Consider the following 21,704-nt stretch of genomic DNA (forward strand, 5'->3'; position numbering starts at 1 on the left):
CGCGTCTTGCGGCGCTTGCGGGGCAGGCGCGCTGCGCCTAAGACACCGTCCCGACATGACATCCGATCCGGCCTTCCCGATCTATCCGCACCGCCACCTGCTCGGCATCAAGGACCTGTCGCCGGGCGACATCGAGCTGTTGCTCGACCGGGCCGAGAAGGCGGTGGCGATCTCGCGCCAGCCCGAAAAGAAGACGTCGACGCTGCGCGGCCGCACGCAGATCAACCTCTTCTACGAAGCCTCCACCCGCACCCAGTCCTCCTTCGAACTCGCGGGAAAGCGGCTCGGCGCCGACGTGATGAACATGTCGGTGGCGAGTTCCTCGGTGAAGAAGGGCGAGACGCTGATCGACACGGCGATGACGCTCAACGCCATGCGGCCCGACATCCTGATCATCCGCCATTCCTCCGCCGGGGCGGCGGCGCTGCTTGCCCAGAAGGTCGGCTGTTCGGTTGTCAATGCCGGCGACGGTGCGCATGAGCACCCGACCCAGGCGCTGCTCGATGCGCTGACCATCCGCCGCGCGAAGGGCCGGATCGGCCGGCTGACGGTGGCGATCTGCGGCGACATCCTGCATTCGCGCGTGGCGCGGTCGAACATCATCCTGCTCAACGCGCTGGGCGCCGCCGTGCGCGTCGTGGCGCCGTCGACGCTGCTGCCGTCCGGCATCCGCGACATGGGCGTCACCGTCCACAATTCGATGGCCGAAGGCCTGAAGGGCGCCGACGTCGTCATGATGCTGCGCCTGCAGCGCGAGCGCATGACCGGCGCCATGGTGCCCTCGGTGCGCGAATACTTCCGCTATTTCGGCCTCGACGCCGAGAAGCTGAAGGCGGCCAATGACGGCGCGCTGGTGATGCATCCGGGCCCGATGAACCGCGGCGTCGAGATCGCGTCGGAGATCGCCGACGGGCCGCAGAGCGTCATCCAGGAGCAGGTGGAGATGGGCGTGGCCGTGCGCATGGCCGTGATGGAGGCACTGCTCGATCCGCGCCGCAACCCGGGAGCCTCCGCATGAGGACGCCTGGCAAGGGCACCACCGTCTTCGCCGATGCGCGCGTGGTCGACCCGTCGCGCGGGCTGGACGAGCGCGGCACGGTGATCGTGACCGACGGCGTCATCGCCGCGGCCGGCGCCTCCGCCCTGAACCAGGGCGTGCCGGAAGGCGCGACCGTCGTCGACTGCCGGGGCAGGGCGGTGCTGCCCGGCCTCGTCGATGGCCGCGTCTTCATCGGCGAGCCGGGCGGCGAGCACCGCGAGACCATCGCTTCCGCCAGCGCGGCAGCAGCGGCCGGGGGCGTCACCGCGCTGGTGATGATGCCCGACACCAATCCGGTCATCGACGAGGTGTCGCTGGTCGAATTCGTGCTGCGCACCGCGCGCGACACGGCGTCGATCAACATCCATCCGGCCGCCGCCGTCACGCGCCGCCTCGAAGGCCAGGAACTGACCGAGTTCGGCCTGATGCGGGAGGCGGGCGCCGTGGCCTTCACCGACGGCCGCCATTCGATCCGCAGCCCGCTCGTCATGCGCCGCGCGCTGACCTATGCGCGCGATTTCGGCGCCGTCGTCGCCAACGAGACGCACGACGCGGAGCTTGCCGGGGCCGGCGTGATGAACGAGGGCCTGTTCGCCAGCTGGCTCGGCCTGCCCGGCATCCCGCGCGAGGCCGAGGCGATCCCGCTCGAGCGCGACCTTTTGCTCGCGCGCCTCACCGGCAGCGCCTACCACGCGGCGAAAATCTCGACCGCGCTGTCGGCGGGTGCGGTCTCCCGCGCCAAGAACGACGGCGCCAAGGTCACCGCCGGCATCTCGATCAACCACCTGTCGCTCAACGAGAACGACGTCGGCGAATACCGCACCTTCTTCCGCCTCTCGCCGCCGCTGCGTGCGGAGGAGGACAGGCTGGCCATGGTCGAGGCGATCCGCGACGGCACGATCGACGTCATCGTCTCCTCGCACGACCCGCAGGACGTGGACACCAAGCGCCTGCCCTTCGCCGATGCCGCCGACGGCGCGATCGGGCTGGAGACGCTGCTTTCGGTCGCGCTTCGCCTCCACCACAATGGCGACGTCCCGCTGCTGCGGCTGGTCGAACTCCTCTCGACGGCCCCGGCGAAGCTCTTCGGCCTGCCGGGCGGCACGCTGAAACCCGGCAGCCCGGCCGATCTCGTCCTGGTCGACCTCGACGAACCCTGGGTGGTGCGCGAGGCCGACATCCGCTCGCGCTCGAAAAACACCTGTTTCGAAGGCGCGCGCCTGCAGGGACGGGTCTTGCAAACGCTGGTGGCGGGCCGCACAATCTTCACCGCAGCATAGAGGCCGGCGAGGGTCGCCCTCGGCCGGCGCAGGAGTGCCGATGCCCGATCCGAACAGCTGGCAGCTCGCCTTGCCCACGCTCCTCGCAGCCCTCGTCTTCGGCTATCTGCTTGGCTCCATTCCCTTCGGCCTGCTGCTGACGCGGGCGGCGGGTCTCGGCGACGTGCGCAAGATCGGCTCGGGCAACATCGGCGCCACGAACGTGCTGCGCACCGGCAACAAGAAGCTCGCCGCCCTGACGCTGCTGCTCGACGCGCTGAAGGGCACGGCGGCCGTGCTTCTCGCCGGCTATCTCGGACCCGACCATGCGCTGATCGCCGGCCTCGGCGCCTTCCTCGGCCATCTCTATCCGGTCTGGCTCGGCTTCAGGGGCGGCAAGGGTGTCGCCACCTATCTCGGCGTGCTGGTCGCTGTGGCCTGGCAGGGGGCGCTGGTCTTCGCCGCCGCCTGGCTCGCGGTCGCCTTCCTCACCCGCTACTCCTCGCTCGCCGCGCTGGTGGCGGCGGTGGCCGTGCCGGTGGCGCTCCATCTCCTCGGCTTCGGCCGCGCCGCGGAGCTTTTCGTGCTGTTGAGCCTGATCGTCTTCGTCAAGCACCGCGCCAACATCCGCCGGCTCCTGTCGGGAACCGAATCCCGGATCGGGGCCAAGGGATGACCTCCCGGCCGGTCTCTGGGCAGCGGCTGCTCGGAGACCGGCAGCGCCTCCACTGGCTGCGCCTGATCCGCACCGACAATGTCGGCCCCGCGACCTTCCGCGACCTGATCAACCGCTTCGGCTCGGCCGAAAAGGCGATCGAGCGCCTGCCGGAACTGATCCGCGCGGGCGGCGCCCAGCGCCTGCCGCGCATTTGCAGCGTCGAGGAGGCGCAGGCCGAGCTCGACGCGCTGGCCGGGCTCGGCGCGCGACTGATCGCGCTCGGCGAGCCGGACTATCCGCCGCTGCTGCGGATGATGGACCTGCCGCCGCCGCTGGTGACTGTGCTGGGAGAACCCGCCGTGTTCCAGCTGCCGCCGGTGGCGATCGTCGGGGCGCGTAACGCCTCGCTCGCCGGCATCAAGCTCGCCCGCAGCTTCGCCGCCGAGCTCGGCCGCGAGGGTTTTGCCGTGGTCTCCGGGCTGGCGCGCGGCATCGACACCGCCGCCCACGAGGGCAGCCTCTCGACCGGAACCGTCGCGGTGCTCGCCGGCGGCATCGACCGGCCCTATCCGCCCGAGAACCTGCCGCTTCTGACCGAGATCACCCGCCGCGGCGGTGCGGCCATTTCGGAAATGCCGCTCGGCTGGGAGCCGCGCGCGCGCGATTTCCCGCGCCGCAACCGCATCATCGCCGGCCTGTCGCACGGGCTGGTCGTGGTGGAGGCCGCGCTGCGCTCCGGCTCGCTGATCTCGGCGCGGCTGGCGGCCGAGATGGGCCGGCTGGTCTTCGCCGTCCCCGGCTCGCCGCTCGACCCGCGCGCGGCCGGCACCAACGGTCTGCTCAAGGACGGCGCGACGCTGGTCACGGAAGCCCGCGACATCCTCGAACAGGTCGCCCCGCTGATCGGCGCCCCGCTGCCGCCGGCGACCTCGCTCGAAGAGCCGCCCGACTTCACCGCCACGCGTCAGCCCGACGACGGCGACCGCGCCCGCGTCGTCGAATGCCTCGGCACCACCCCCACCGCCATCGACGAAATCATCCGCCACACCGGCCTGCACCCCGCGCAGGTCTTCATGGTCCTCCTCGAACTCGACCTCGCTGTCCGCCTGGAGCGGCATGCGGGCGGCAAGGTATCGCTGCTGTTCGGGGATTGAGCGGGGAGGGGAACCCGACGAGGGTGAAGCACGTATCCGACACGTGAGCCCGCCGCGCGGAGGCCTCTGCCTCCATCACCCGGCCGCGCCGGGCTCCGCGCCCTCGTCGCACTCGGGCGGCATCACGACGGGCCTCCCATCCGGCCCGGTCCCGACCTCGTAGAGATAGCGCCAGGCATTGGGGCCGATGTCGGTCACCGTCATATCCTCGCCGAGCACCGCCCAGGAGTCCGGCAGCGCGAGCATGATCCGCAGCACCTTGCCGGTTGCGGCGTCCCAGAAGCGTGCGGTGTTGTCGTCTGACCCTGTGAGGATTTTCCTGCCGTCAGGCGCGAAGGCGACGGCGGCGACCGTGCCGCCATGTCCTTCGAAGCGTCTGATTTCGGTTCCTGTCGCGGCGTCCCAGAGGCGTGCGGTTTTGTCGGATGAGCCAGTGATGACGGTGCGTCCGTCGGGCGCGAAAGCGACGGCGGTGACCGTGTTGCCATGCCCTTCGAAGCGTCTGATTTCGGTCTCTGTCGCGGCGTCCCAGAGGCGTGCGGTGTTGTCGGATGAGCCTGTGATGACGGTGCTTCCGTCTGGCGCGAAGGCGACGGCGGTAACCGGGCTGCCAATCCCTTCGAAGCGTCTGATTTTGGTCCCTGTCGCGGCGTCCCAGAGGCGTGCGGTGTTGTCCCATGAGCCTGTGATGACGGTGCTTCCGTCCGGGGCGAAGGCGACGGCGGTGACCCGGCTGCCATGCCCTTGGAAGCGTCTGATTTCGGTCCCTGTCGCGGCGTCCCAGAGGCGTGCGGTTTTGTCCCAGGAGCCGGTAGTGACGGTCGTGCCGTCCGGCGCGAAGGCGACGGCGTTGACCAAGTTGCCATCTCCTTGGAAGCGTCTGATTTCGGTTCCAGTTGCGGCGTCCCAGAGGCGTGCGGTTTTGTCCCAGGAGCCGGTGATGACAGTTCTGCCGTCCGGCGCGAAGGCGACGGCGGTGACCCTGGAGCCATGACCTTCGAAGCGTCTGATTTCGGTTCCAGTTGCGGCGTCCCAGAGGCGTGCGGTGTTGTCCCAGGAGCCGGTGATGACGGTCTTTCCGTCTGGCGCGAAGGCGACGGCGGTGACCCTGGAGCCATGACCTTCGAAGCGTCTGATTTCGGTTCCAGTTGCCGCGTCCCAGAGGCGTGCGGTGTCGTCCCAGGAGCCTGTCATGACGGTTCTGCCGTCTGGCGCGAAGGCGACGGCGGTGACCCTGGAGCCATGACCTTCGAAGCGTCTGATTTCGGTTCCAGTTGCGGCGTCCCAGAGACGTGCGGTGTTGTCCCAGGAGCCGGTGATGATGGTGCTTCCGTTGGGCGCGAAGGCGACGGCGGTGACCGTGTTGCCATGACCTTCGAAGCGTCTGATTTCGGTTCCGGTCGCCGTGTCCCAGAGGCGTGTTGTGGTGCCCTCTGATCCTGTGAGGATTGCCCTGCCGTCTGGCGCGAAGGCGACGGCGGTGACCGGGTTGCCATGTCCTTCGAAGCGTCTGATTTCGGTACCTGTTGCGGCGTCCCAGAGGCGTGCGGTTTCGTCGTATGAGCCTGTGATGACGGTCTTTCCATCTGGCGCGAAGGCGACGGCGGTGACTGTGTTGCCATGTCCTTCGAAATGTCTGATCTCGGCTCCGGTTTTGGCGTCCCAGAGGCGTGCGGTGTCGTCGGATGAGCCTGTGATGACGGTCTTTCCATCTGGCGCGAAGGCGACGGCGGTGACTTTGTCGCCATGTCCTTCGAAGCGTTTGATTTCGGTACCTGTTGCGGCGTCCCAGAGGCGTGCGGTTTCGTCGTATGAGCCTGTGATGACGGTCTTTCCATCTGGCGCGAAGGCGACGGCGGTGACTTTGTCGCCATGTCCTTCGAAGCGTTTGATTTCGGTACCTGTTGCGGCGTCCCAGAGGCGTGCGGTGTTGTCCCAGGAGCCGGTGATGACGGTCCTGCCGTCTGGCGCGAAGGCGACGGCGTTGACAGTGTTGCCATGTCCAAGCGTGATTCTCGACCTTCCCGGCCGAATCATTAGCCGCCCATTCGTTCGAAGCACGACCGCGCGAAAATCGAGGCCCGGTGAGGCCGAAACGTCCGACCGGTGCATCCGCACCGAGCCGAGTTCCCGCGGCGCGCCGGTGCAGGCGACGAGGCGGCAGCGGTCGAATTCGGCCTGCGCCAGCACGGCGCCGTCGAAGGAACAGTCTTCGAACGACGCGTCGGTGAAGCGCGCCTTGAAGAGATGCGCCCGGTCGAACCGCACGCGCGAGAACGTCTGGCCGCCCGTCGGCGACACGAAATGCATTTCGCTGCAATCCAAATCGGAGAGGTTGGCGCCCGCGGCCATGTCGCGCCAGCCGAAGCGTCCGTTGATCCCCCGCCGCAGCCGTTCCGCGAACTGGCGTCGGGCGGCGGCATCGTCCGAGCAGAGCAGGGCGTGGGTTTCCGCGCGGAGCCGCTCGCCTGCGCTCTCGATCTCGGCCAGGTCGAGCAGGAAGCCTAAGGTTTCCTCGCTGACCGGCGCCATGTCGCCGAGGTCGGAATAGGCGCGGTTCATCAAGGTTTCGAACAGGCCGCGGGCGAGAAAATACTCGCCGAAGGAGGTGTGGACGAAGCGGAAGCCGTCGTCCTGCCCGCGCACCAGCAGGCTGGCATTGCGCAGTTCGAGATGCAGCAGGTGGCGCGCCTCCCGGCCGCTCGCCGCGATCAGCTTCAACCCCGGGTCGTCGATCGCATAGGCGTCGAACCACCGTTCCAGTTCGTCGATGCGGATGACGGGCCTCCGGTCCCGCCAGAGCTTCAGGGCGAGGCTCTGCAGCAGCCGCAGCCGGTCGTCGGGCGTGAGCAGCAGGCGCTTGTCCCGGTCGCGCTCCAGCGCGCTGTCGAAGAGATGGCGGTAGATACGGGCAGCGTTGATCGGCCGCCCCGCCGCGTGATCATCGAGAAGCGCCGGCGCGATCTCGGTGATGTAGCGCGTCATGATCGGCTTGGCGGCCAGATCGTCGAGATCGCCGATACGCGCGATCGCCGCGAAGGTCTGCGCGCCCCGCTTGGCACCGAGCGACCGCACGAAGAAGGAGCGGATCTGGTCGGGCGAAAACGGCGCCATGTACCAGACCGCGATGCGCGGCCGGGACAGCGTGCCGGGCCGGATGTCCTGGCGTGCGCGCCCCGAGAACGTGCTCTCCTCCTCGATATGCGACCGGAAGAAATGCGTCCGGCAGGTGACCAGCAGCCGCACCGGGCAGGCCGTCCAGTCGGGCGTGTCCCGGTGCTTGGCCATATCGGCATTCCAGGCCTCGCGCGGGACGATCTCCAGCAACTGGCGATAGATCTGGGACGCGCGCTCGTGCCCGATGCGGGTGCCGATCTCGTCTAGCCCGTCGAAAATGATCACGCAGGGCTCGCCGCGCAGCAGCGGCAGGATCGTCGCCGCGTCGATCCGGTCGCGATAGGCAGGCGCGAGCGAGCCGACGATCAGATCGACCAGCGAGGGCGGGTTCCTGTCGCCATAGGCGTCGTTCAACCGCCGGAAATCGAGATAGACCGGAAAAGGCGCCGCCGGATCCGCCTCGCGCCGCGCCAGGAGCCGCTGCGCGAGCAGCTGGCTGGTGGTCGTCTTGCCCGAGCCGAAGCTGCCGAGCAGCACCGACAGGCGGTTCGCGGTCGAGGGCGACGTCGCCCACTCCTCCAGCAGAGGCAGAATCGGCGTGGCACCGTCCGCGCCTTCCGCCATGGTGGCCTGCGGCTCCTCCACGGACCCGTCGCGGACGTGCTCGTCGAACTCCCATCTGCTCGCCTGCCGCAGCAGGTCGCGCGGATCGGCCGGCCGGCCCTTGCGCTTGTCGGCCTGAGGTGTCGCTGTGGGATCGGTCGCCGGCGCAGCATCGCCCTCGTTCGGAGGAAGCGGCAGCGCCTTCAGGATTTCGTCGCGGACATGGCGGACGAACTCGTCGCGATCATGCGCGTTCCCGACCGTGAACAGCTCGAGCCAGTTGGACCACCTCTCGTTCCACTGTTCCGGCAGGACAGGGCCTCTGGTGAAAAGCTCCAATCCATCCCGGCGGTGGCCGCTCGACTGGATGCGCAGCGTCCGGCCCGGTTTCAGCACACCGTCCACGATGAAGAAGGAGGCTTCCCGCCGGCAGGCCTTGCTCGCATAGAACCTGTCCGACAGCAGGAAGATGCAGAAATCCGCCGTCTCGAACACCGGGTCCGTTGCGTGCTCGAAGCTCGGCACGGTCGCGGAAATGCTCTTGCGGTCGAAGAACAGCCTGACCTTGATCCGGCCATGCCAGGGGGGCGGCAGGGTGCCGAGAAGCCGATCCAGTTCGTCGACCAGATGGTCGATCGCCTTCTCGATCTCCTTGCTCTCCCAGCCATGCGAGATCGCGACGACGTATTCCGGGATGCGCAGGACGCGCGGCTCCTGCGCGAAGCCGGGCGGCAGCTTCGTGTCCTCGTCCGTCGATTCCGTGACGGCCGCGCGGGCGGCGTCGCGGGCGGCACCCCCAAGCGAGCCCGGCTCGAACGTGACCGTGTAGCCCGCCTTGCCGGAGCGCAGCCGCACGCCATGTGCCTTCAGCGCGCCGTTGATCTGCACGATCCGCTGGCGCAGCGCCGCAGCCTCCGGCAGCCCGCCTTCGCCCGCCTGCAGCCGCCCATGCACGTCCGCCTTCGCGGCGAACAGATCGTCGCCATCGCCGGGATTCGCGTGCGCGGCCACCGCGTCGTAGAGCTTCAGCGGCGCCGGCCCGAGGAGCGGCTCGATCAGGCTGCGCAGGCGGGCGAGGACGGTCATGGCGGATCTCCTTGCGTCAAGAAGATCACGAAACTCACAAAAATGCAAATCGTGAGTTTTTCGCTACGTCTCCGGCGCCGTTCGCCCCGCGAGTTAAGCCCGACGGGACCCTCTGTCATGCCCGATCAGATCGTCCGGTCAGCCGAACATCGCCTCGATGGTCGAAGCGATCGCAAGCAGCGCCCGGTCGCGATACCATGGCGCGCAGAGCTGCAGGCCGACGGGAAGTCCCTTCGACGTCCGGCCGCAAGGCAGCGAGATGGCCGGGTGGCCCGTCAGGTTCTGCGGAAAGGTGAAGGGATACCAGGCGCCGCGCACGGTGCCCTCGTTGTGGCCGTCGATCATGATGTCGCCGGTCGGATCGACGTCGATCGGCAGCGGCGGCGCCGTGAGCGTGGGCGAGACGACGAGATCGAACCGTTCGAACAGCGACTGCATCGCCTGGAACAGCACGGTCCGCGCCGCGGTTGCCCGGGCGAGGTCGACGCCGGAGCAGGCCTCGCCGAGCGCGATCGTGTCGAGCAGGGACTGGGACACCAGCGCCTCGCGCCCCTTCGTCAGCGGGCCGGTGCGGGCGGCGAGCCCGACGCGCAGCAGGGTGAGGAACGCCGCCTCATGGGACTTGAAGTCGATCTCCGTCGTTTCGACCCGCGCGCCTTCGGCTTCCAGCGCCCGGACCGCCCGCCCGGTGATCGACGCGACCTCGCCCTCCACCCGGGCGCCGCCCTGCGCGATCCAGGCAATCCGCAGCCCCTCGAGCGAGGGACGGCCGGGCTCGTGCAGCATCACCGCCGCCTGGCCGTAGGGATCGCGCGGATCGGCCCCGGCGATCGCCGCAAACAGCAGTTCGGCGTCGGCCACGGTGCGCGCCATCGGACCGACGAAGGAATTGGCGCCGAAGAGGTCGGGCAGTTGCAGATGCGGCACGACCCCGAGCGTCGGCTTGAAACCGACGACGCCGCAACAGGCGGCCGGAATGCGGATCGAGCCGCCCCCGTCTGTGCCGAGCGCCAGCGGCCCCATGCCAGCCGCAACCGCGACCGCCGCGCCGGAACTCGAAGCGCCGGGTGTGACGCCGGCATCGATCGGATTGAGCGTGCGGCCGAACAGCGGCGAGGTCGGCGACTGCACGTGGCCGAACTCCGGCGTGGTGCTCTTGCCGATCAGGATCGCGCCGGCCTTGCGCGCGCGCGCCACCGAGACCGCATCGTCCTTGGGCACGTTGGTTTCGAACAGGCGCGAGCCCATGGTGGTGCGCACGCCCGCCGTGTTGATCAGGTCCTTGACCGAGTAGGGGATGCCGAACAGCGGCGGCAAGTCCTCGCCGGCCGTCATCGCGGCCTCCGCGGCGCGCGCCTCGGCTCGCGCTTCCCGGCCCGTGACGGTGATGAAGGCGTTGAGGTCGGCGCGCGCCTCGATCCGCCCGAGCACGGCTTCGGTCACCTCGACGGGCGACAGCGCCTTGCGGCGATACCTTGCGGCGAGTTCGGTGGCGGTGAGATCGGCGATGTCGGTCATGGTCTCCGCTCTCAGATCATCCACCGGCCGCCGTCGATCAGCAGGCTCTGGCCCGTGATGAAGCGCGCCTCGTCGCTGGCGAGGAAGGCCACGGCGGCGGCGACGTCCTCGGGTTCGCCGACGAAGCCCGCCGGCGTGGCCGCCTTGATCCTGTCGATGACGGCGGCCGGCACGCGGTCGTGCGCGCGGGTGCGAATCGCGCCCGGCGCGACGGCGTTGACGGTCACGCTATGCGGCGCGAGTTCGCGCGCCAGCGAGCGCGTGAAGCCGACGATGCCCATCTTGGCGGCCGCATAGTCGGCGAGCCCGGCATCGCCCGCGAAGGCCGCGTCGCTCGCCATGTTGACGATCCGCCCGCCATGCGCGCGCATGGCGCCGACGACGAGGCGCGACAGCCGCATGGCGCTGAACAGGGACACTTCCATGACGAAGCGCCAGACCTCTTCGCTCGATGCGTGGAACGGGGCCGAGCGTTCGCGCCCGCTCTGCCCGACATTGTTGACGAGGATTTCCACCCGTCCGAACCGCGCCACGGTCCCGGCATGGAAGCTTTCGAGCACCTCGCCATCGGTGCAGTCGCCGTCGATGGCAAACAGTCTTTCCGCCTCCGCTGCGTCCATGTCGACGGTCAGAGCCGCGGTCGCGAGGTCGAGAACGCCGACGCGGGCGCCCTCGGCCAGGAAGCGCCTGGCGATGGCCGCGCCGATGCCTGCGCCGCCGCCGCTGACGATCACGACACGGTCCCTGAAGCGCTGGACGGCGATCATCCCGGGGTCCTCAGTGGAAGGTCCGCCCGCCATCCACCGCGATCGTCGCCCCGGTGATGTAGGACGCGTCGCGACTGGTCAGGAAGGCGATCACGGCGGCGATCTCGTCCGGATCGGCGATGCGCGCCAGCGCATATCGGTCCCGCACCGCCTGCAGCGCGGGCTCCGGATCGCTCGATGGCAGCGAACCGCGAAACAGCTCCGTGTCGACGGCGCCGGGGCACACGATGTTGACGCGAACTCCGTAATCCGCCGCTTCGATGGCGAGCGCCTTGGAAAACATCTGCAGGCCGGCCTTGGAAGCACCGTAGGCGGTGCGATGCCGCAGCGGTTGCAGGCCCGCGCCCGACGACACGTTGACGATCGATCCCTGTCCCGCCGCGCGCAGATGCGGGACGGCCTGGCGGCAGACCAGCATCGGCCCGGTCAGGTTGACGGCCATCAGGTGCTGCCATTGCTCGTCCTCCATGGCCTCGATCGGGCATTCGAGGTCGATGCCGGCCGAATTGACGATGCCGTCGAGCCCTCCGAGCACATCGGCCGCGCGGTCGACCGCATCGCGGACGCTGCCGGCGTCGGCGAGATCGGCGACGATCGGATACAGCTCGTCCCGCCGCGCCAGTGCGGCGAGCGCCGCTTCGTCACGGTCGAGGCAGGCGACCCGTGCGCCACCAGCCAGGAAGCGCTCCACGCTCGCCCGGCCGATGCCGCGGGCGCTGCCCGTCACCAGGATGCGCCGGCCGGTGAAGTCGCCGCTCATGCCGCTGCCTTCTCGAGGCCTGGGCGCATCGCCTCGACCATCTCGTCACAGCGGCCGATCCACACGTCGCCGTGCTTGAGCGCACGCTCGATCAGCCGTTCCAGGACGCCGATGCGCGACGGCTGGCCGATGATCTGCGGATGCATGCCGACCATCATCATGCGCTTTTCGGCGTAGAGCACGTCGAACTCGGCGGTCCAGGCCTCCGACAGCGCCGACGGCGCCTGCATCGTGCGGCCCGGCAGGACGATCGAGTACTGGAAGAAGGGCGCGTCATCGAGCACCCAGCGGAACGGCAGTTCCACGATCTTCGTCTTCTTGCCGTCCACCGTGTGGAGATAGGGCGAATCGTCGTCGAAGAAGTTCGAGGAATAGTCGAAGCCGTATTCGACCAGCATCGGCATGGTGATCGGACTGATTTCGGCGGCGGGCGAGCGCCAGCCGCGCGGCGCGCGGCCCGTCACGCGTCTGATCGAGTCGTAGCCCTTCTGCATCTCCTCGCGTTCCTGTTCGGGCGTGAGGTTGAGAATCCAGGAATGCGTATAGCTGTGGTGGGCTATCTCGTGGCCGCCCTCGAGAATGCGCTCCATCAGCTCCGGACGCTGGTCGATCACCAGGCCAGGGATGAAGAAGGTCGTCTTCAGCCCGTAGCGCGCCAGCAGCTTCAGGACGCGATCGGTGCCGACCTTCCAGCCATAGGCGCCCTGCGACATCAGGACAGGCCGGTTCGCATAGGAAGGGTCCCGCGCCGTCCACATCGTCTCGGCATCGAGATCGAAGGTCAGGAACAGGGGAAAGCCCCGGCTGGTGAGATGCATGCGGAGGTTCCGATCAGACGAAGCGGTGGAAGCCGGTCCAGCGCTCCGCGAAGAAGAGCACCAGCACGGTGGCGATGATGAGCAGGGTCGAGACGGCGGCGACGCTGGGGTCGACGCCCATCTCCACCGAGGTGAAGATGAGGATCGGCAGCGTGGTCTGCCGCGGCCCGGCCAGGAAGATCGTCACCGGAACATTCTCCATCGAGGTGACGAAGGAGAACAGGGCGCCCGCCACCAGGCCGGGCTTGATCAGCGGCAGCGTCACCAGCCGGAAGGCGGTGAAGCCGTCCGCTCCCAGGCAGCGCGCGGCCTCCTCGACGGAGAGGTCGATGCCCGACAGGCTCGCCAGCGCCGAGCGCACGATATAGGGGACCGTGATCACGATATGGGCGAGCAGCAGCACCACGAAGCCGCCGCGCAGCCCCACCAGCGTGAAGTACTGCAGCAGCGCCACGCCGATGACGACCGAAGGGATGATCAGCGGCGACATCAGCAGCGCGGTCAGCGCCTCCGACCCCGGCAGCATCCTGCGGAACAGCGCGTAGGACGCGGCCACCCCCAGCACCAGCGAGATCGCCGTCGCGCCGATCGCCAGAACGAGGCTGTTGCGGATGGCGCCGAGATAGGCACTGTCGGTGAGCACCGCCTGGAACCATTTCAGCGTGAGGCCCTGCGGCGGGATCGTCAGGTAGGAGGTTTCGCTGACGGAGGCCAGCACGACCACGATGACCGGGATCTGCAGGAACACGACCACCAGGAGCGCGATCGTCGTGACGGGGAGGGTGGGGCGCTGGTCGTTCATGCTAGGCCCGCCCAGCGCTTGGTCATGCGGCTCGAGATCCAGATGATGAGGAGCGTCGCCAGGGCGAGCGCGAAGGACAGCGCCGAGCCGCTCGGCCAGTCGAGCAGTTGCATGTACTCGTCATAGATGAGCGTCGCCATCACCTGGTAGGTCGGCCCGCCGAGCATCCGCGGCGTGACCAGCGCGCTGATGGTGAGCACGAACACCAGGATCGATCCGGCGATGATGCCGGGCGCCGTCAGGGGCAGGGTCACGGCCCGGAAGACATGGAACCGGCTCGAGCCCAGTGTGGCGGCCGCGGCCTCCAGGTCGCGCGGCACGTTCTGCAGCGCCGCGACGAGCATCAGGACCATGAACGGAAGGTAGATGTGGGTGAGCCCGATCGTCACCCCGGTCACGTTGAACATCAGCTTCAGCGGCGCCTCGATCAGCCCGACGTCGATCAGGAGGTTGTTCACCACGCCCCGGTTGGTGAGCAGCACGATCCAGCCGAAGGAGCGAACCACGAGGTTCAGCATCAGCGGAAAGATGACGAGCAGCGTCAGCGGCAGTCGCCAGCCGGGCCGGCCGCGCACGATGAGGTAGGCGACCGGATAGCCGAGCAGCAGGCAGGCGACGGTCACGCCGACGCCGAGCCCCAGTGTGCGCAGCACGACCTCGCGATAATAATCGTCGGCGACGATGCGGACGTAGTTCTGCAGCGTGAACGACCCGGCGACGATGCCCATTCCCGGCTGGTATTCGCGGAAGCTGGTCGGCGCGAGCAGGATCAGCGGGACGATGAAGGCGCCTGCAAGCACCAGGAGCAGCGGCGAGAACAGCAGCACGCCCGTCCGCCACGATCTCATGGCGCGGTCTCCCGCGAAAGCACCAGCACGTCCTGCGGATGCACCTCCAGCATCACCGCCTGCCCCGGGGCGAGGTCGCCGGCCGGCCCCGAGGACGGGGCTTCGACCACGAGTTCCTGGTCGCTGCCGATCCGCACGACATACTTGACCTGGGGACCGGAGAAGGATCGCAGCGCCACCGTCCCCGCAATCCGGTTGACGCTCTCGTCGCCGGTCGCCGCCAGGCTGATCGCCTCCTGGCGGATGAAGACTTCGACCGGCCTGCCGTCGCCGCTCAGATCGCTCTCCGAACGCAGTTCGAGTTGCTCGTGCAGCGCCACGCGCCCGCCGCGGATGGTGCCCGCGAGCCGGTTGGGCTTGCCGATGAAGCTCGCGACGAAGGACGTCGCCGGACGTCGGTAGATCGTCTCGGGCTCGGCGAACTGCTGGATCACGCCGTCCTGCATCACGCAGACGCGGTCGGACAGACTGAGCGCCTCGGCCTGGTCGTGTGTCACGAAGAGCGTGGTGATGCCCAGTTCGCGCTGCAGGCGCTTCAGTTCGATCTGCATCTCGTCGCGAAGCTTGGCGTCGAGGTTGGACAGCGGCTCGTCGAAGAGCAGGACGTTCGGACGCGGGGCGATCGCACGCGCCATGGCGACGCGCTGCTGCTGCCCGCCGGAGAGCTGGCGCGGATAGCGCTCGCCATAGCCGGCGAGCCGCACCATGGCCAGCGCCTCGCCGACGCGTGCGTCGAGCGCGGCACCGGACTGCCCCTTGCGGCGCAGGCCGAAGGCGACGTTCTCATGGACGGTGAGATGCGGAAACAGCGCATAGGACTGGAAGACCAAGCCGATGTTGCGCTTGTTGGGCGGCAACCGGGTCACGTCCCGGTCGCCGATGCGGATCGTGCCGCCGCTCGGATCGATGAGCCCTGCCACCATGCGCAGGATCGTCGTCTTGCCGCATCCCGACGGCCCGAGCAGCGACACGAACTCGCCCTCGTCGATCGCGAGCGACACGTCCTTCACGACGGTCACGCTGCTGTAGCGCTTGACCACATGGTCCAGGGTAAGGTTGCTCATCGTGCCCCAATCGAAGCCGTGGGTTCCTCCCGGATACCCGGTTCTTGATCAGCGCAGGACTTCACGCTGCCAGCGCCGCGTCCATTCGGGCAGCTTCGTTGCCATCTCGCTCGGATCGAGGAACATCATGTCGTCCAGCGCCTCTCCCGTCGGTACCACGGCCGACACGGCATCGGACAGGCTGACGTTCTTGTTCACCGAGCCGATGAACTGGCGCTCCGAAAAGCACTTCTGGTTGTCGGCGTCGAGGACCGTGTCGATGAATTTGAGCGCCAGATCTTCCTGCTCGGTCCCCTTGGGGATCATGATGGACGGACGGATGCCGACCGCGCCTTCCTTGGGATAGGCGACGGCGAGCGGAAGGCCGTTGCCGATCTGCACGCCGGCGCGGTCCGGATACCAGACCGCGATGTCGATCTCGCCGCGCTCGAACAGCGAGACCACCTGGTCGGCCTGGGTGTAGAGGAGCACCGCATCCTTCGCCAGCGGCTTGATCTTCTCGATGCCGGGCGTGATGTCGTCGAGCGAGCCGCCGGCCATCTTGTTGACCGCGGCGAGGAACTGCCAGCCGGTGGTGCCGGAGATGTCGCCGATCGTCACCCGCCCCTTGTAGGCCTCGTCGAAGAGATCGTTCCAGGAGGTCGGCGGCGTGGTGATCTTGTCCTTGTTGTAGATGATGGTCGTCGAGCCGAGCATGGCCGCGACATAGGCGTCGTCCTTGCCCCAGGCGCCGTCGATGATTTCCGGCGCGTTGCCGAGCTTGGCGCGATCGAGCGTGACCAGCAGGCCTTCGTTCGCCATCTGGACGGCGAAGGCGTCGTCGGCGAAGACCACGTCCATGTCCGACTGGCCGGCGGTGGCACGGATGGCGGCCGCCTGCTGGGCCGAATTGGCGAACTTGGTCACGACGGTCGCGCCGGTCTCCTTCTCGAAGACGTCGATGTAGCAGGCCTTCACGTTGTCGGCGAAGGAGCCGCCGAACTCGCCGAGCACGAGCTCCTGCGCCGAGGCGGACGAAACGGCGACGCCGGCCAGCATGGTGGCGGCGGTGAGCAGCTTGATACGAGATTTCATTGACTTTCTCCCATTTCCGAAGGCCCCGGGCATCTCTGAAGGACGCCATCGGGGATCACGCTAGCATCGGGTGAATTACCTTTCAAGAAAGAAAATTGAAAGGTAAACTCCCTTACCCGTCACCTTGTCCGCGGCCGCTGGCCGGACTAGACGGTGAACGCAGCGGTCGGGACATGGAAGCATTGGACGAAGCACCCCTGAAGTATTGGGAACTGGATCGGGTCGGTCGCGGCATGGCGGCCTGGCGTCGCGAAAGGCCGGACATCGACGGCAGCGGCAAGGCCGTCGTCGGCCGCATCCTGCATCTCAACGACATCATCATGCGCGCCGTGGACAAGGTGCTCGCCCGGCATGGCGTGAAGTATCCGGTCTATGCCGTCCTGGCGACGATCCGCGTGTCCGGCGCGCCCTACCGCATGTCGCCGACGGAACTGCTGTCCTCGCTGCTGGTCACGTCCGGCGGGCTGTCGAACCTGCTGCGGCGGATGGAGGCCGACGGCTACATCAAGCGCATGGCCGACAAGCGCGACGGGCGCGGCGTGATCGTGGAACTGACCGAAAAGGGCATCGCGGTCGCCGACGCCAGCATGGCCGACCACGCCGCCGCCGAACGCCATCTCGTGAACTGCCTTTCGCCGGAGCTGCAGGAGTCCGTGGCCCGCGCGCTGTCGCTGATGACTGCGGCGGCCGAGCGTTGAGGGTCGCCCCCCATTGACGCGCAGTCGCAATGCCCGACGACTTTCCGCGCCTGCTCTCTCGTCCAGCCGGCCTTTCTTGCGCGATACGCCAACGTACCGGTCGACAGCCTGCGACGATATGGTGTCGGGAGTGTTTCCCGCTCGATCACGCCATGGTTCGGAAAGCTCCATTTCTCTCCGCCGGACCCAGGCTTTCTGCGGCCCGCTCGCGTTCGAATGTCCTCGACCCGGTGTGGACGATCCAACCGCCTCGCTTTATCCGGATTCGCGCGGTATACCGCCTTCTCATTTGCTGTTTGGCAGACCGTGATGGTTCCCATCGGTGCCACAGATCCCCATCGACGAAACGGGCGGCAGGACGACGGTGAGCAATCAGGAAAAGACAACTGGGTGCGGGATCTACGTGAACAAGGTGTTCGCCGTCGCCCCCATGATGGACTGGACGGATCGCCACTGCCGGTTCTTTCACCGGCAGCTCTCCCGGCGGGCGCTGCTCTATACCGAGATGGTGGTGGCCGACGCGGTCATCCATGGCGACCGGTCGCGGCTGCTCGGCTTCGATCCGGCCGAACATCCCGTCGCGCTGCAGCTCGGCGGCAGCGATCCGGCGAAGCTCGCGCAGGCGGCCTCGATCGCGGCCGACTTCGGCTATGACGAGATCAACCTCAACGTCGGCTGCCCGTCCGACCGCGTCCAGTCGGGCACCTTCGGGGCCTGCCTGATGAAGACGCCGGCGCTGGTCGCCGACTGCGTCGACGCGATGAAGCAGGCCGTCGTGATTCCGGTAACGGTCAAATGCCGGCTCGGCGTGGACGATCAGGACATCGAGACCGCCCTGGACGAACTGGCGGACGGTGTCTTCGCCCGCGGCGCCGACGCCTTGTGGGTCCATGCGAGAAAAGCCTGGCTCGCGGGGCTGAGCCCGAAGGAAAACCGCGACATCCCGCCGCTCGACTATGACCGGGTGTACCGGCTGAAGGCACGTTATCCCAACTGGTCCATCGGCTTGAACGGCGGAATCAATTCCCTGGATGAAGCGGCGACCCATCTCGGCCGTGTCGACGGCGTCATGCTCGGCCGCGCCGCCTATCACACGCCCGGATTGCTGGCCGGGGTCGACCGGCTGCTGACGCAGGGGCAGGAAGGCGAACCGACCTTGGTCGAGGTCGTCGAGGCCATGGCTGCCTATTGCGCGCGCCACATTGCTGCGGGCGGCCGGCTCTCCCACGTGACACGGCATATGGTCGGTCTCTTCCACGGCATGCCCGGCGCGCGGCGCTGGCGCCAGATTCTCTCCACCGAGGCGACCCGCCCCGGCGCCGGTCCCGAGGTGCTGTGCGAGGCCTTCGCTGCGGTCGCGGAGGGTCCGGTCCGGTCGGCCGCCTGAACCCTTTTCGTCACCCTCACGGTTGAACATTCGTGGTCCAACCTTCCCGATCCGCGGGAGCGGGAACCGGACGTTAACGAAAGTCCGGCAACCCTGAGACGACCGGGGATACGGTGAGTCTGGAAGGGGATCGAATGGCTTCGCTGAACACGAAGATCACGGGCGGCGTCGCGCTGTCGGGACTGTTGTGCGCCCTGACGGCGGGAACCGGCCTGTATGTCGCCAGCAATCTCGGCGCCGAACTGAACGGCGCCCTGCAGTCGGCCGAGGTGCTGCGCCACCACATGCAGGCGGACATGATGCACGACGCCTTGCGCGGCGACGTGGTTTCCGCCATCCAGGCATCCTCGATCAGCATCGGCTTCGACGCCAAGGAGATCAAGCAGGAGTTCCTCGATCATTCCGCGGCCTTCACGGAGGCAATCGAGACCGCCCGCCGGCTCGCCAGGGATCCGGAAGCCATCGCCGCGCTCGATCAGGTCACCGAGCCGCTGAAGGCGTATCAGGAACTTGCGGCGAAGATCTTCGACGAGACCGGGCGTTCGAATTTCGGTGCGCAGGAAATGTATCCTGCCTTCAAGGCGCAGTTCGACACGCTCGAAGTGGCCATGGGCGAAGCCTATGACAAGATCCAGGCGGCGGCGAACCGCGAGGCGCAGGCAGCCGTCGAGGGGTCGGTGCTCGGCCAGTACACCATGCTCGGCCTGCTCGCTCTCGGTGTGCTGCTGTGCGGCGCCATCGCGCTGACGTCGCGCCGGCAGGTGGTCAAGCCGCTGATGGACGTCACCGAGGTTCTCGATCGCCTGTCGAAGGGCGATCTGTCGGCGCAGCCTCCCAAGGCGGAGCGCAGCGACGAGATCGGCAGGATGAACCACGCGCTGGAGGCCTTCCACAAGGCCGTGGTGGCGCGCCAGGCCGAGCTTCAGGCCGCCGACCAGCGCGAGGCGCTGGAGGCGGAGCGGGCCCGCAACGAGCAGCTGCGCGCGGAGGCCGAGCAGGCGCAGACGCAGGTCGTCACCGCGATCGCCAACGGGCTCGCCGGCCTGTCGCGCGGCGACTTCACCATACGGCTCGATCAGGCCTTCCCGACCTCCTACGAGAAGCTCCGCCACGACTTCAACGCCACGGTCGGCTCCTTGTCGGAAACCATTTCGGCGATCCTCGTCTCCGTCGCCGCGATCCGCAGCAGCTCCGGCGAGATTTCCCGTGCCGCCGACGACCTGTCGCTGCGCACGCAGCAGCAGGCGAGCGGCCTCGAGGAAGCGGCGGCCGCCATCGGCGAGATCACCGAAACCGTGAACCGCACGTCGGCCGGCGCGCAGCAGGCGCATGATTCGGTGCGCAGCGCCACCGGCGAGGTCGACCGCAGCGGCGAGATCGTCCGTCAGGCGGTCGAAGCCATGAGCGGCATCGAGAAGTCGTCCGGTTCGATCGGCCAGATCATCGGCGTCATCGACGAGATCGCCTTCCAGACCAACCTGCTCGCGCTGAACGCCGGCGTCGAGGCGGCGCGGGCGGGCGAGGCGGGGCGCGGTTTCGCGGTCGTGGCCCAGGAAGTGCGCGCGCTCGCCCAGCGCTCGGCGGAGGCCGCCAAGGAGATCAAGTCGCTGATCTCGTCGTCGACCGAACAGGTCAACCGCGGCGTCGACTTCGTCGGCGAGACCGGCCAGGCGCTGACGCGGATCGCCGAGCAGGTCCGCAAGGTCAACGGCATCGTCTCCGACATCGCCTCCTCGGCCCGCGAGCAGGCGAACGGTATCGGCGAGATCAACACCACCGTCGACCAGATGGACAAGGTCACCCAGCAGAACGCCGCCATGGTGGAGGAGACGACGGCCGCGAGCCACCAGCTCGCCCGCGAGGCCGAACAGCTCGCCGCGCTGGTGGGCAGGTTCAGGATTGCCGGGCAGGGGCAGGCGACGACCGCCGCCTTCGCTCCGCGCGCGGTCCGGCCGGCCGTCAGCGTGTCCTACACCTCCGATGGCAATGCCGCCCGCAAGGTCCAGGTCGCGCAGGAAACGGACGACTGGGAAGAGTTCTGACCGCTCCGGTCTCACCGGGACATGCCGACGGCCGGGCGCTCCGCCCGGCCGTTCCGCATTCGGGCACGCCGCGTCGGCCGCAGGGGTTCCCGATGATCCGCCGACCGCCGCCGCGCGTCGTTTACTTCTATGGGCCGATCCGCTAGCCAGCCGGCCGAGAGGATACCGCATGCTTCCGACCGAGATGCCGCTGGGCGAGATCGCCAGTTTCGCCGCCGGCGTCGCCGTGGCGGGTGCCGTGTCCGGCGTGCTCGCAGGCGTGTTCGGCATCGGCGGCGGGGCGGTGATGGTCCCGGTCTTCTACCAGGCCATGACCGCGCTCGGGGTCGACGAAGCCGTGCGGATGCACGTCGCCGTGGCGTCCTCGCTCGCCATCATCATCCCCACCTCGCTGCGGTCGTTCCAGGGGCACCACGCCCGCGGCGTCGTCGACATGGCGTTGCTGCGCAGCTTCCTCGTGCCGGTGCCGCTCGGCGTGATCGCCGCCACGCTGATCGCCGCATCGATCTCCGGCGACGGATTGCGGCTGATCTTCGCGATCATCGCACTGGCCGTCGGCCTTCGCCTCGCCTTCAACCGGGACTCCTGGCGGCTGGGGACGGAGATACCGAAAAACCCCTGGCGCGCGGCGATCGGCTTCGTCATCGGACTGCTTTCGGCGCTGATGGGGATCGGCGGCGGGGTGATGAACAACACCTTCATGACGCTGTTCGGCCGGCCGATGCACCAGGCGGTCGCGACGTCGGCCGGCGTCGGCGTCCTGATCGCCATTCCCGGGACGATCGGCTACGTCTGGGCCGGCTGGGGCGATCCGCGGCTGCCGGTGGCCTCGACCGGCTACGTCAACTGGATCGCGGTGGCGCTGATCCTGCCGATCACGCTGCTGGTGACGCCCTTCGGCGTCAAGCTCGCCCATGCCATGAAGAAGCGGCACCTGGAAATCGCCTTCGGCGCGTTCCTGCTCTTCGTCTCCGCCCGGTTCTTCTGGAGCCTCTACGGCTGATCGGCGG

At 68.2% G+C, this 21,704-nt stretch carries 17 protein-coding genes; 8 read left to right on the top strand and 9 right to left on the bottom strand.

What is annotated here, in order from left to right:
* The first annotated feature begins 55 nt into the window (after window positions 1-55).
* From IAI54_RS05705 to dprA, 4 genes are read left to right on the top strand one after another with little or no spacing between them, the layout of a single operon-like run.
* Entirely contained in the window at window positions 56-1,018 is a 963-nt protein-coding gene (locus IAI54_RS05705) for an aspartate carbamoyltransferase catalytic subunit (RefSeq protein ID WP_187971432.1), read from the top strand.
* A complete protein-coding gene (locus IAI54_RS05710; protein WP_187971433.1) occupies window positions 1,015-2,319 on the top strand; it encodes a dihydroorotase in 1,305 nt (434 codons plus the stop codon). Before IAI54_RS05705 ends, IAI54_RS05710 begins: the two co-directional genes overlap by 4 nt.
* A gap of 40 nt (window positions 2,320-2,359) precedes the next feature.
* Window positions 2,360-2,974, top strand: a complete 615-nt coding sequence (gene plsY / locus IAI54_RS05715; protein ID WP_187971434.1) for a glycerol-3-phosphate 1-O-acyltransferase PlsY — start codon at window positions 2,360-2,362, stop codon at window positions 2,972-2,974.
* Entirely contained in the window at window positions 2,971-4,110 is a 1,140-nt protein-coding gene (gene dprA, locus IAI54_RS05720) for a DNA-processing protein DprA (protein WP_187971435.1), read from the top strand. Before plsY ends, dprA begins: the two co-directional genes overlap by 4 nt.
* Before the next feature lie 75 nt (window positions 4,111-4,185).
* On the opposite strand, the gene IAI54_RS05725 is transcribed toward dprA, so the two are convergent.
* The 9 genes from IAI54_RS05725 to IAI54_RS05765 all read right to left on the bottom strand — a co-directional run bounded on the left by IAI54_RS05725 (window position 4,186) and on the right by IAI54_RS05765 (window position 16,567).
* The gene (locus IAI54_RS05725; RefSeq protein WP_187971436.1) at window positions 4,186-8,916 is read right to left on the bottom strand and encodes an NACHT domain-containing protein; all 4,731 of its coding nucleotides are present in this window, start codon (window positions 8,914-8,916) and stop codon (window positions 4,186-4,188) included.
* 138 nt (window positions 8,917-9,054) lie between these two features.
* Window positions 9,055-10,434, bottom strand: a complete 1,380-nt coding sequence (locus IAI54_RS05730; RefSeq protein WP_187971437.1) for an amidase — start codon at window positions 10,432-10,434, stop codon at window positions 9,055-9,057.
* Between the two features lie 11 nt (window positions 10,435-10,445).
* A complete protein-coding gene (locus IAI54_RS05735) occupies window positions 10,446-11,201 on the bottom strand; it encodes an SDR family NAD(P)-dependent oxidoreductase (RefSeq protein ID WP_187971438.1) in 756 nt (251 codons plus the stop codon).
* A 10-nt stretch (window positions 11,202-11,211) separates the two neighbouring features.
* Entirely contained in the window at window positions 11,212-11,961 is a 750-nt protein-coding gene (locus tag IAI54_RS05740) for an SDR family NAD(P)-dependent oxidoreductase (RefSeq protein ID WP_187971439.1), read from the bottom strand.
* Window positions 11,958-12,779 (bottom strand): polysaccharide deacetylase family protein, encoded by an 822-nt coding sequence (locus tag IAI54_RS05745; protein WP_187971440.1) that lies wholly within the window; start codon window positions 12,777-12,779, stop codon window positions 11,958-11,960. Before IAI54_RS05745 ends, IAI54_RS05740 begins: the two co-directional genes overlap by 4 nt.
* 13 nt (window positions 12,780-12,792) lie before the next feature.
* On the bottom strand, window positions 12,793-13,581 hold the full coding sequence (locus IAI54_RS05750; RefSeq protein WP_187971441.1) for an ABC transporter permease: 789 nt from the start codon (window positions 13,579-13,581) through the stop codon (window positions 12,793-12,795).
* A complete protein-coding gene (locus IAI54_RS05755; RefSeq protein WP_187971442.1) occupies window positions 13,578-14,429 on the bottom strand; it encodes an ABC transporter permease in 852 nt (283 codons plus the stop codon). The genes IAI54_RS05750 and IAI54_RS05755 overlap by 4 nt, the downstream gene beginning before the upstream one ends.
* Entirely contained in the window at window positions 14,426-15,493 is a 1,068-nt protein-coding gene (locus tag IAI54_RS05760) for an ABC transporter ATP-binding protein (RefSeq protein WP_187971443.1), read from the bottom strand. Before IAI54_RS05760 ends, IAI54_RS05755 begins: the two co-directional genes overlap by 4 nt.
* Window positions 15,494-15,541: 48 nt before the next feature.
* Window positions 15,542-16,567: an ABC transporter substrate-binding protein gene (locus IAI54_RS05765; protein WP_187971444.1), complete on the bottom strand. Its 1,026-nt coding sequence runs from the start codon at window positions 16,565-16,567 to the stop codon at window positions 15,542-15,544.
* 182 nt (window positions 16,568-16,749) lie between these two features.
* Between IAI54_RS05765 and IAI54_RS05770 the strand changes: the two genes are divergently transcribed.
* The 4 genes from IAI54_RS05770 (at window position 16,750) to IAI54_RS05785 (ending at window position 21,697) form a co-directional block, all read left to right on the top strand.
* Window positions 16,750-17,265, top strand: coding sequence for a MarR family winged helix-turn-helix transcriptional regulator (locus IAI54_RS05770; protein WP_420838265.1), 516 nt, complete (start codon window positions 16,750-16,752; stop codon window positions 17,263-17,265).
* A gap of 430 nt (window positions 17,266-17,695) precedes the next feature.
* Window positions 17,696-18,652: a tRNA dihydrouridine(20/20a) synthase DusA gene (gene dusA / locus IAI54_RS05775; RefSeq protein WP_235679377.1), complete on the top strand. Its 957-nt coding sequence runs from the start codon at window positions 17,696-17,698 to the stop codon at window positions 18,650-18,652.
* 134 nt (window positions 18,653-18,786) lie between these two features.
* On the top strand, window positions 18,787-20,694 hold the full coding sequence (locus tag IAI54_RS05780; RefSeq protein ID WP_187971446.1) for a methyl-accepting chemotaxis protein: 1,908 nt from the start codon (window positions 18,787-18,789) through the stop codon (window positions 20,692-20,694).
* Window positions 20,695-20,863: 169 nt separating this feature from the next.
* Window positions 20,864-21,697: a sulfite exporter TauE/SafE family protein gene (locus IAI54_RS05785; protein ID WP_235679267.1), complete on the top strand. Its 834-nt coding sequence runs from the start codon at window positions 20,864-20,866 to the stop codon at window positions 21,695-21,697.
* The last annotated feature ends 7 nt before the right edge of the window (window positions 21,698-21,704 follow it).

Source organism: Aquibium microcysteis, from assembly GCF_014495845.1.
Taxonomy (GTDB): Bacteria; Pseudomonadota; Alphaproteobacteria; order Rhizobiales; family Rhizobiaceae; genus Aquibium; species Aquibium microcysteis.

Excerpts from the sequence above, each read along its gene's own strand:
- IAI54_RS05710 (WP_187971433.1), top strand. The coding sequence starts at position 1,015 with ATGAGGACGCCTGGCAAGGGCACCACCGTCTTCGCCGATGCGCGCGTG.
- IAI54_RS05785 (WP_235679267.1), top strand. The coding sequence starts at position 20,864 with ATGCTTCCGACCGAGATGCCGCTGGGCGAGATCGCCAGTTTCGCCGCC.
- IAI54_RS05725 (WP_187971436.1), bottom strand. The coding sequence starts at position 8,916 with ATGACCGTCCTCGCCCGCCTGCGCAGCCTGATCGAGCCGCTCCTCGGG.
- IAI54_RS05735 (WP_187971438.1), bottom strand. The coding sequence starts at position 11,201 with ATGATCGCCGTCCAGCGCTTCAGGGACCGTGTCGTGATCGTCAGCGGC.
- IAI54_RS05740 (WP_187971439.1), bottom strand. The coding sequence starts at position 11,961 with ATGAGCGGCGACTTCACCGGCCGGCGCATCCTGGTGACGGGCAGCGCC.
- dprA (WP_187971435.1), top strand. The coding sequence starts at position 2,971 with ATGACCTCCCGGCCGGTCTCTGGGCAGCGGCTGCTCGGAGACCGGCAG.
- IAI54_RS05745 (WP_187971440.1), bottom strand. The coding sequence starts at position 12,779 with ATGCATCTCACCAGCCGGGGCTTTCCCCTGTTCCTGACCTTCGATCTC.
- IAI54_RS05705 (WP_187971432.1), top strand. The coding sequence starts at position 56 with ATGACATCCGATCCGGCCTTCCCGATCTATCCGCACCGCCACCTGCTC.
- IAI54_RS05760 (WP_187971443.1), bottom strand. The coding sequence starts at position 15,493 with ATGAGCAACCTTACCCTGGACCATGTGGTCAAGCGCTACAGCAGCGTG.
- IAI54_RS05765 (WP_187971444.1), bottom strand. The coding sequence starts at position 16,567 with ATGAAATCTCGTATCAAGCTGCTCACCGCCGCCACCATGCTGGCCGGC.
- dusA (WP_235679377.1), top strand. The coding sequence starts at position 17,696 with ATGATGGACTGGACGGATCGCCACTGCCGGTTCTTTCACCGGCAGCTC.
- IAI54_RS05730 (WP_187971437.1), bottom strand. The coding sequence starts at position 10,434 with ATGACCGACATCGCCGATCTCACCGCCACCGAACTCGCCGCAAGGTAT.
- IAI54_RS05750 (WP_187971441.1), bottom strand. The coding sequence starts at position 13,581 with ATGAACGACCAGCGCCCCACCCTCCCCGTCACGACGATCGCGCTCCTG.
- IAI54_RS05755 (WP_187971442.1), bottom strand. The coding sequence starts at position 14,429 with ATGAGATCGTGGCGGACGGGCGTGCTGCTGTTCTCGCCGCTGCTCCTG.
- plsY (WP_187971434.1), top strand. The coding sequence starts at position 2,360 with ATGCCCGATCCGAACAGCTGGCAGCTCGCCTTGCCCACGCTCCTCGCA.
- IAI54_RS05780 (WP_187971446.1), top strand. The coding sequence starts at position 18,787 with ATGGCTTCGCTGAACACGAAGATCACGGGCGGCGTCGCGCTGTCGGGA.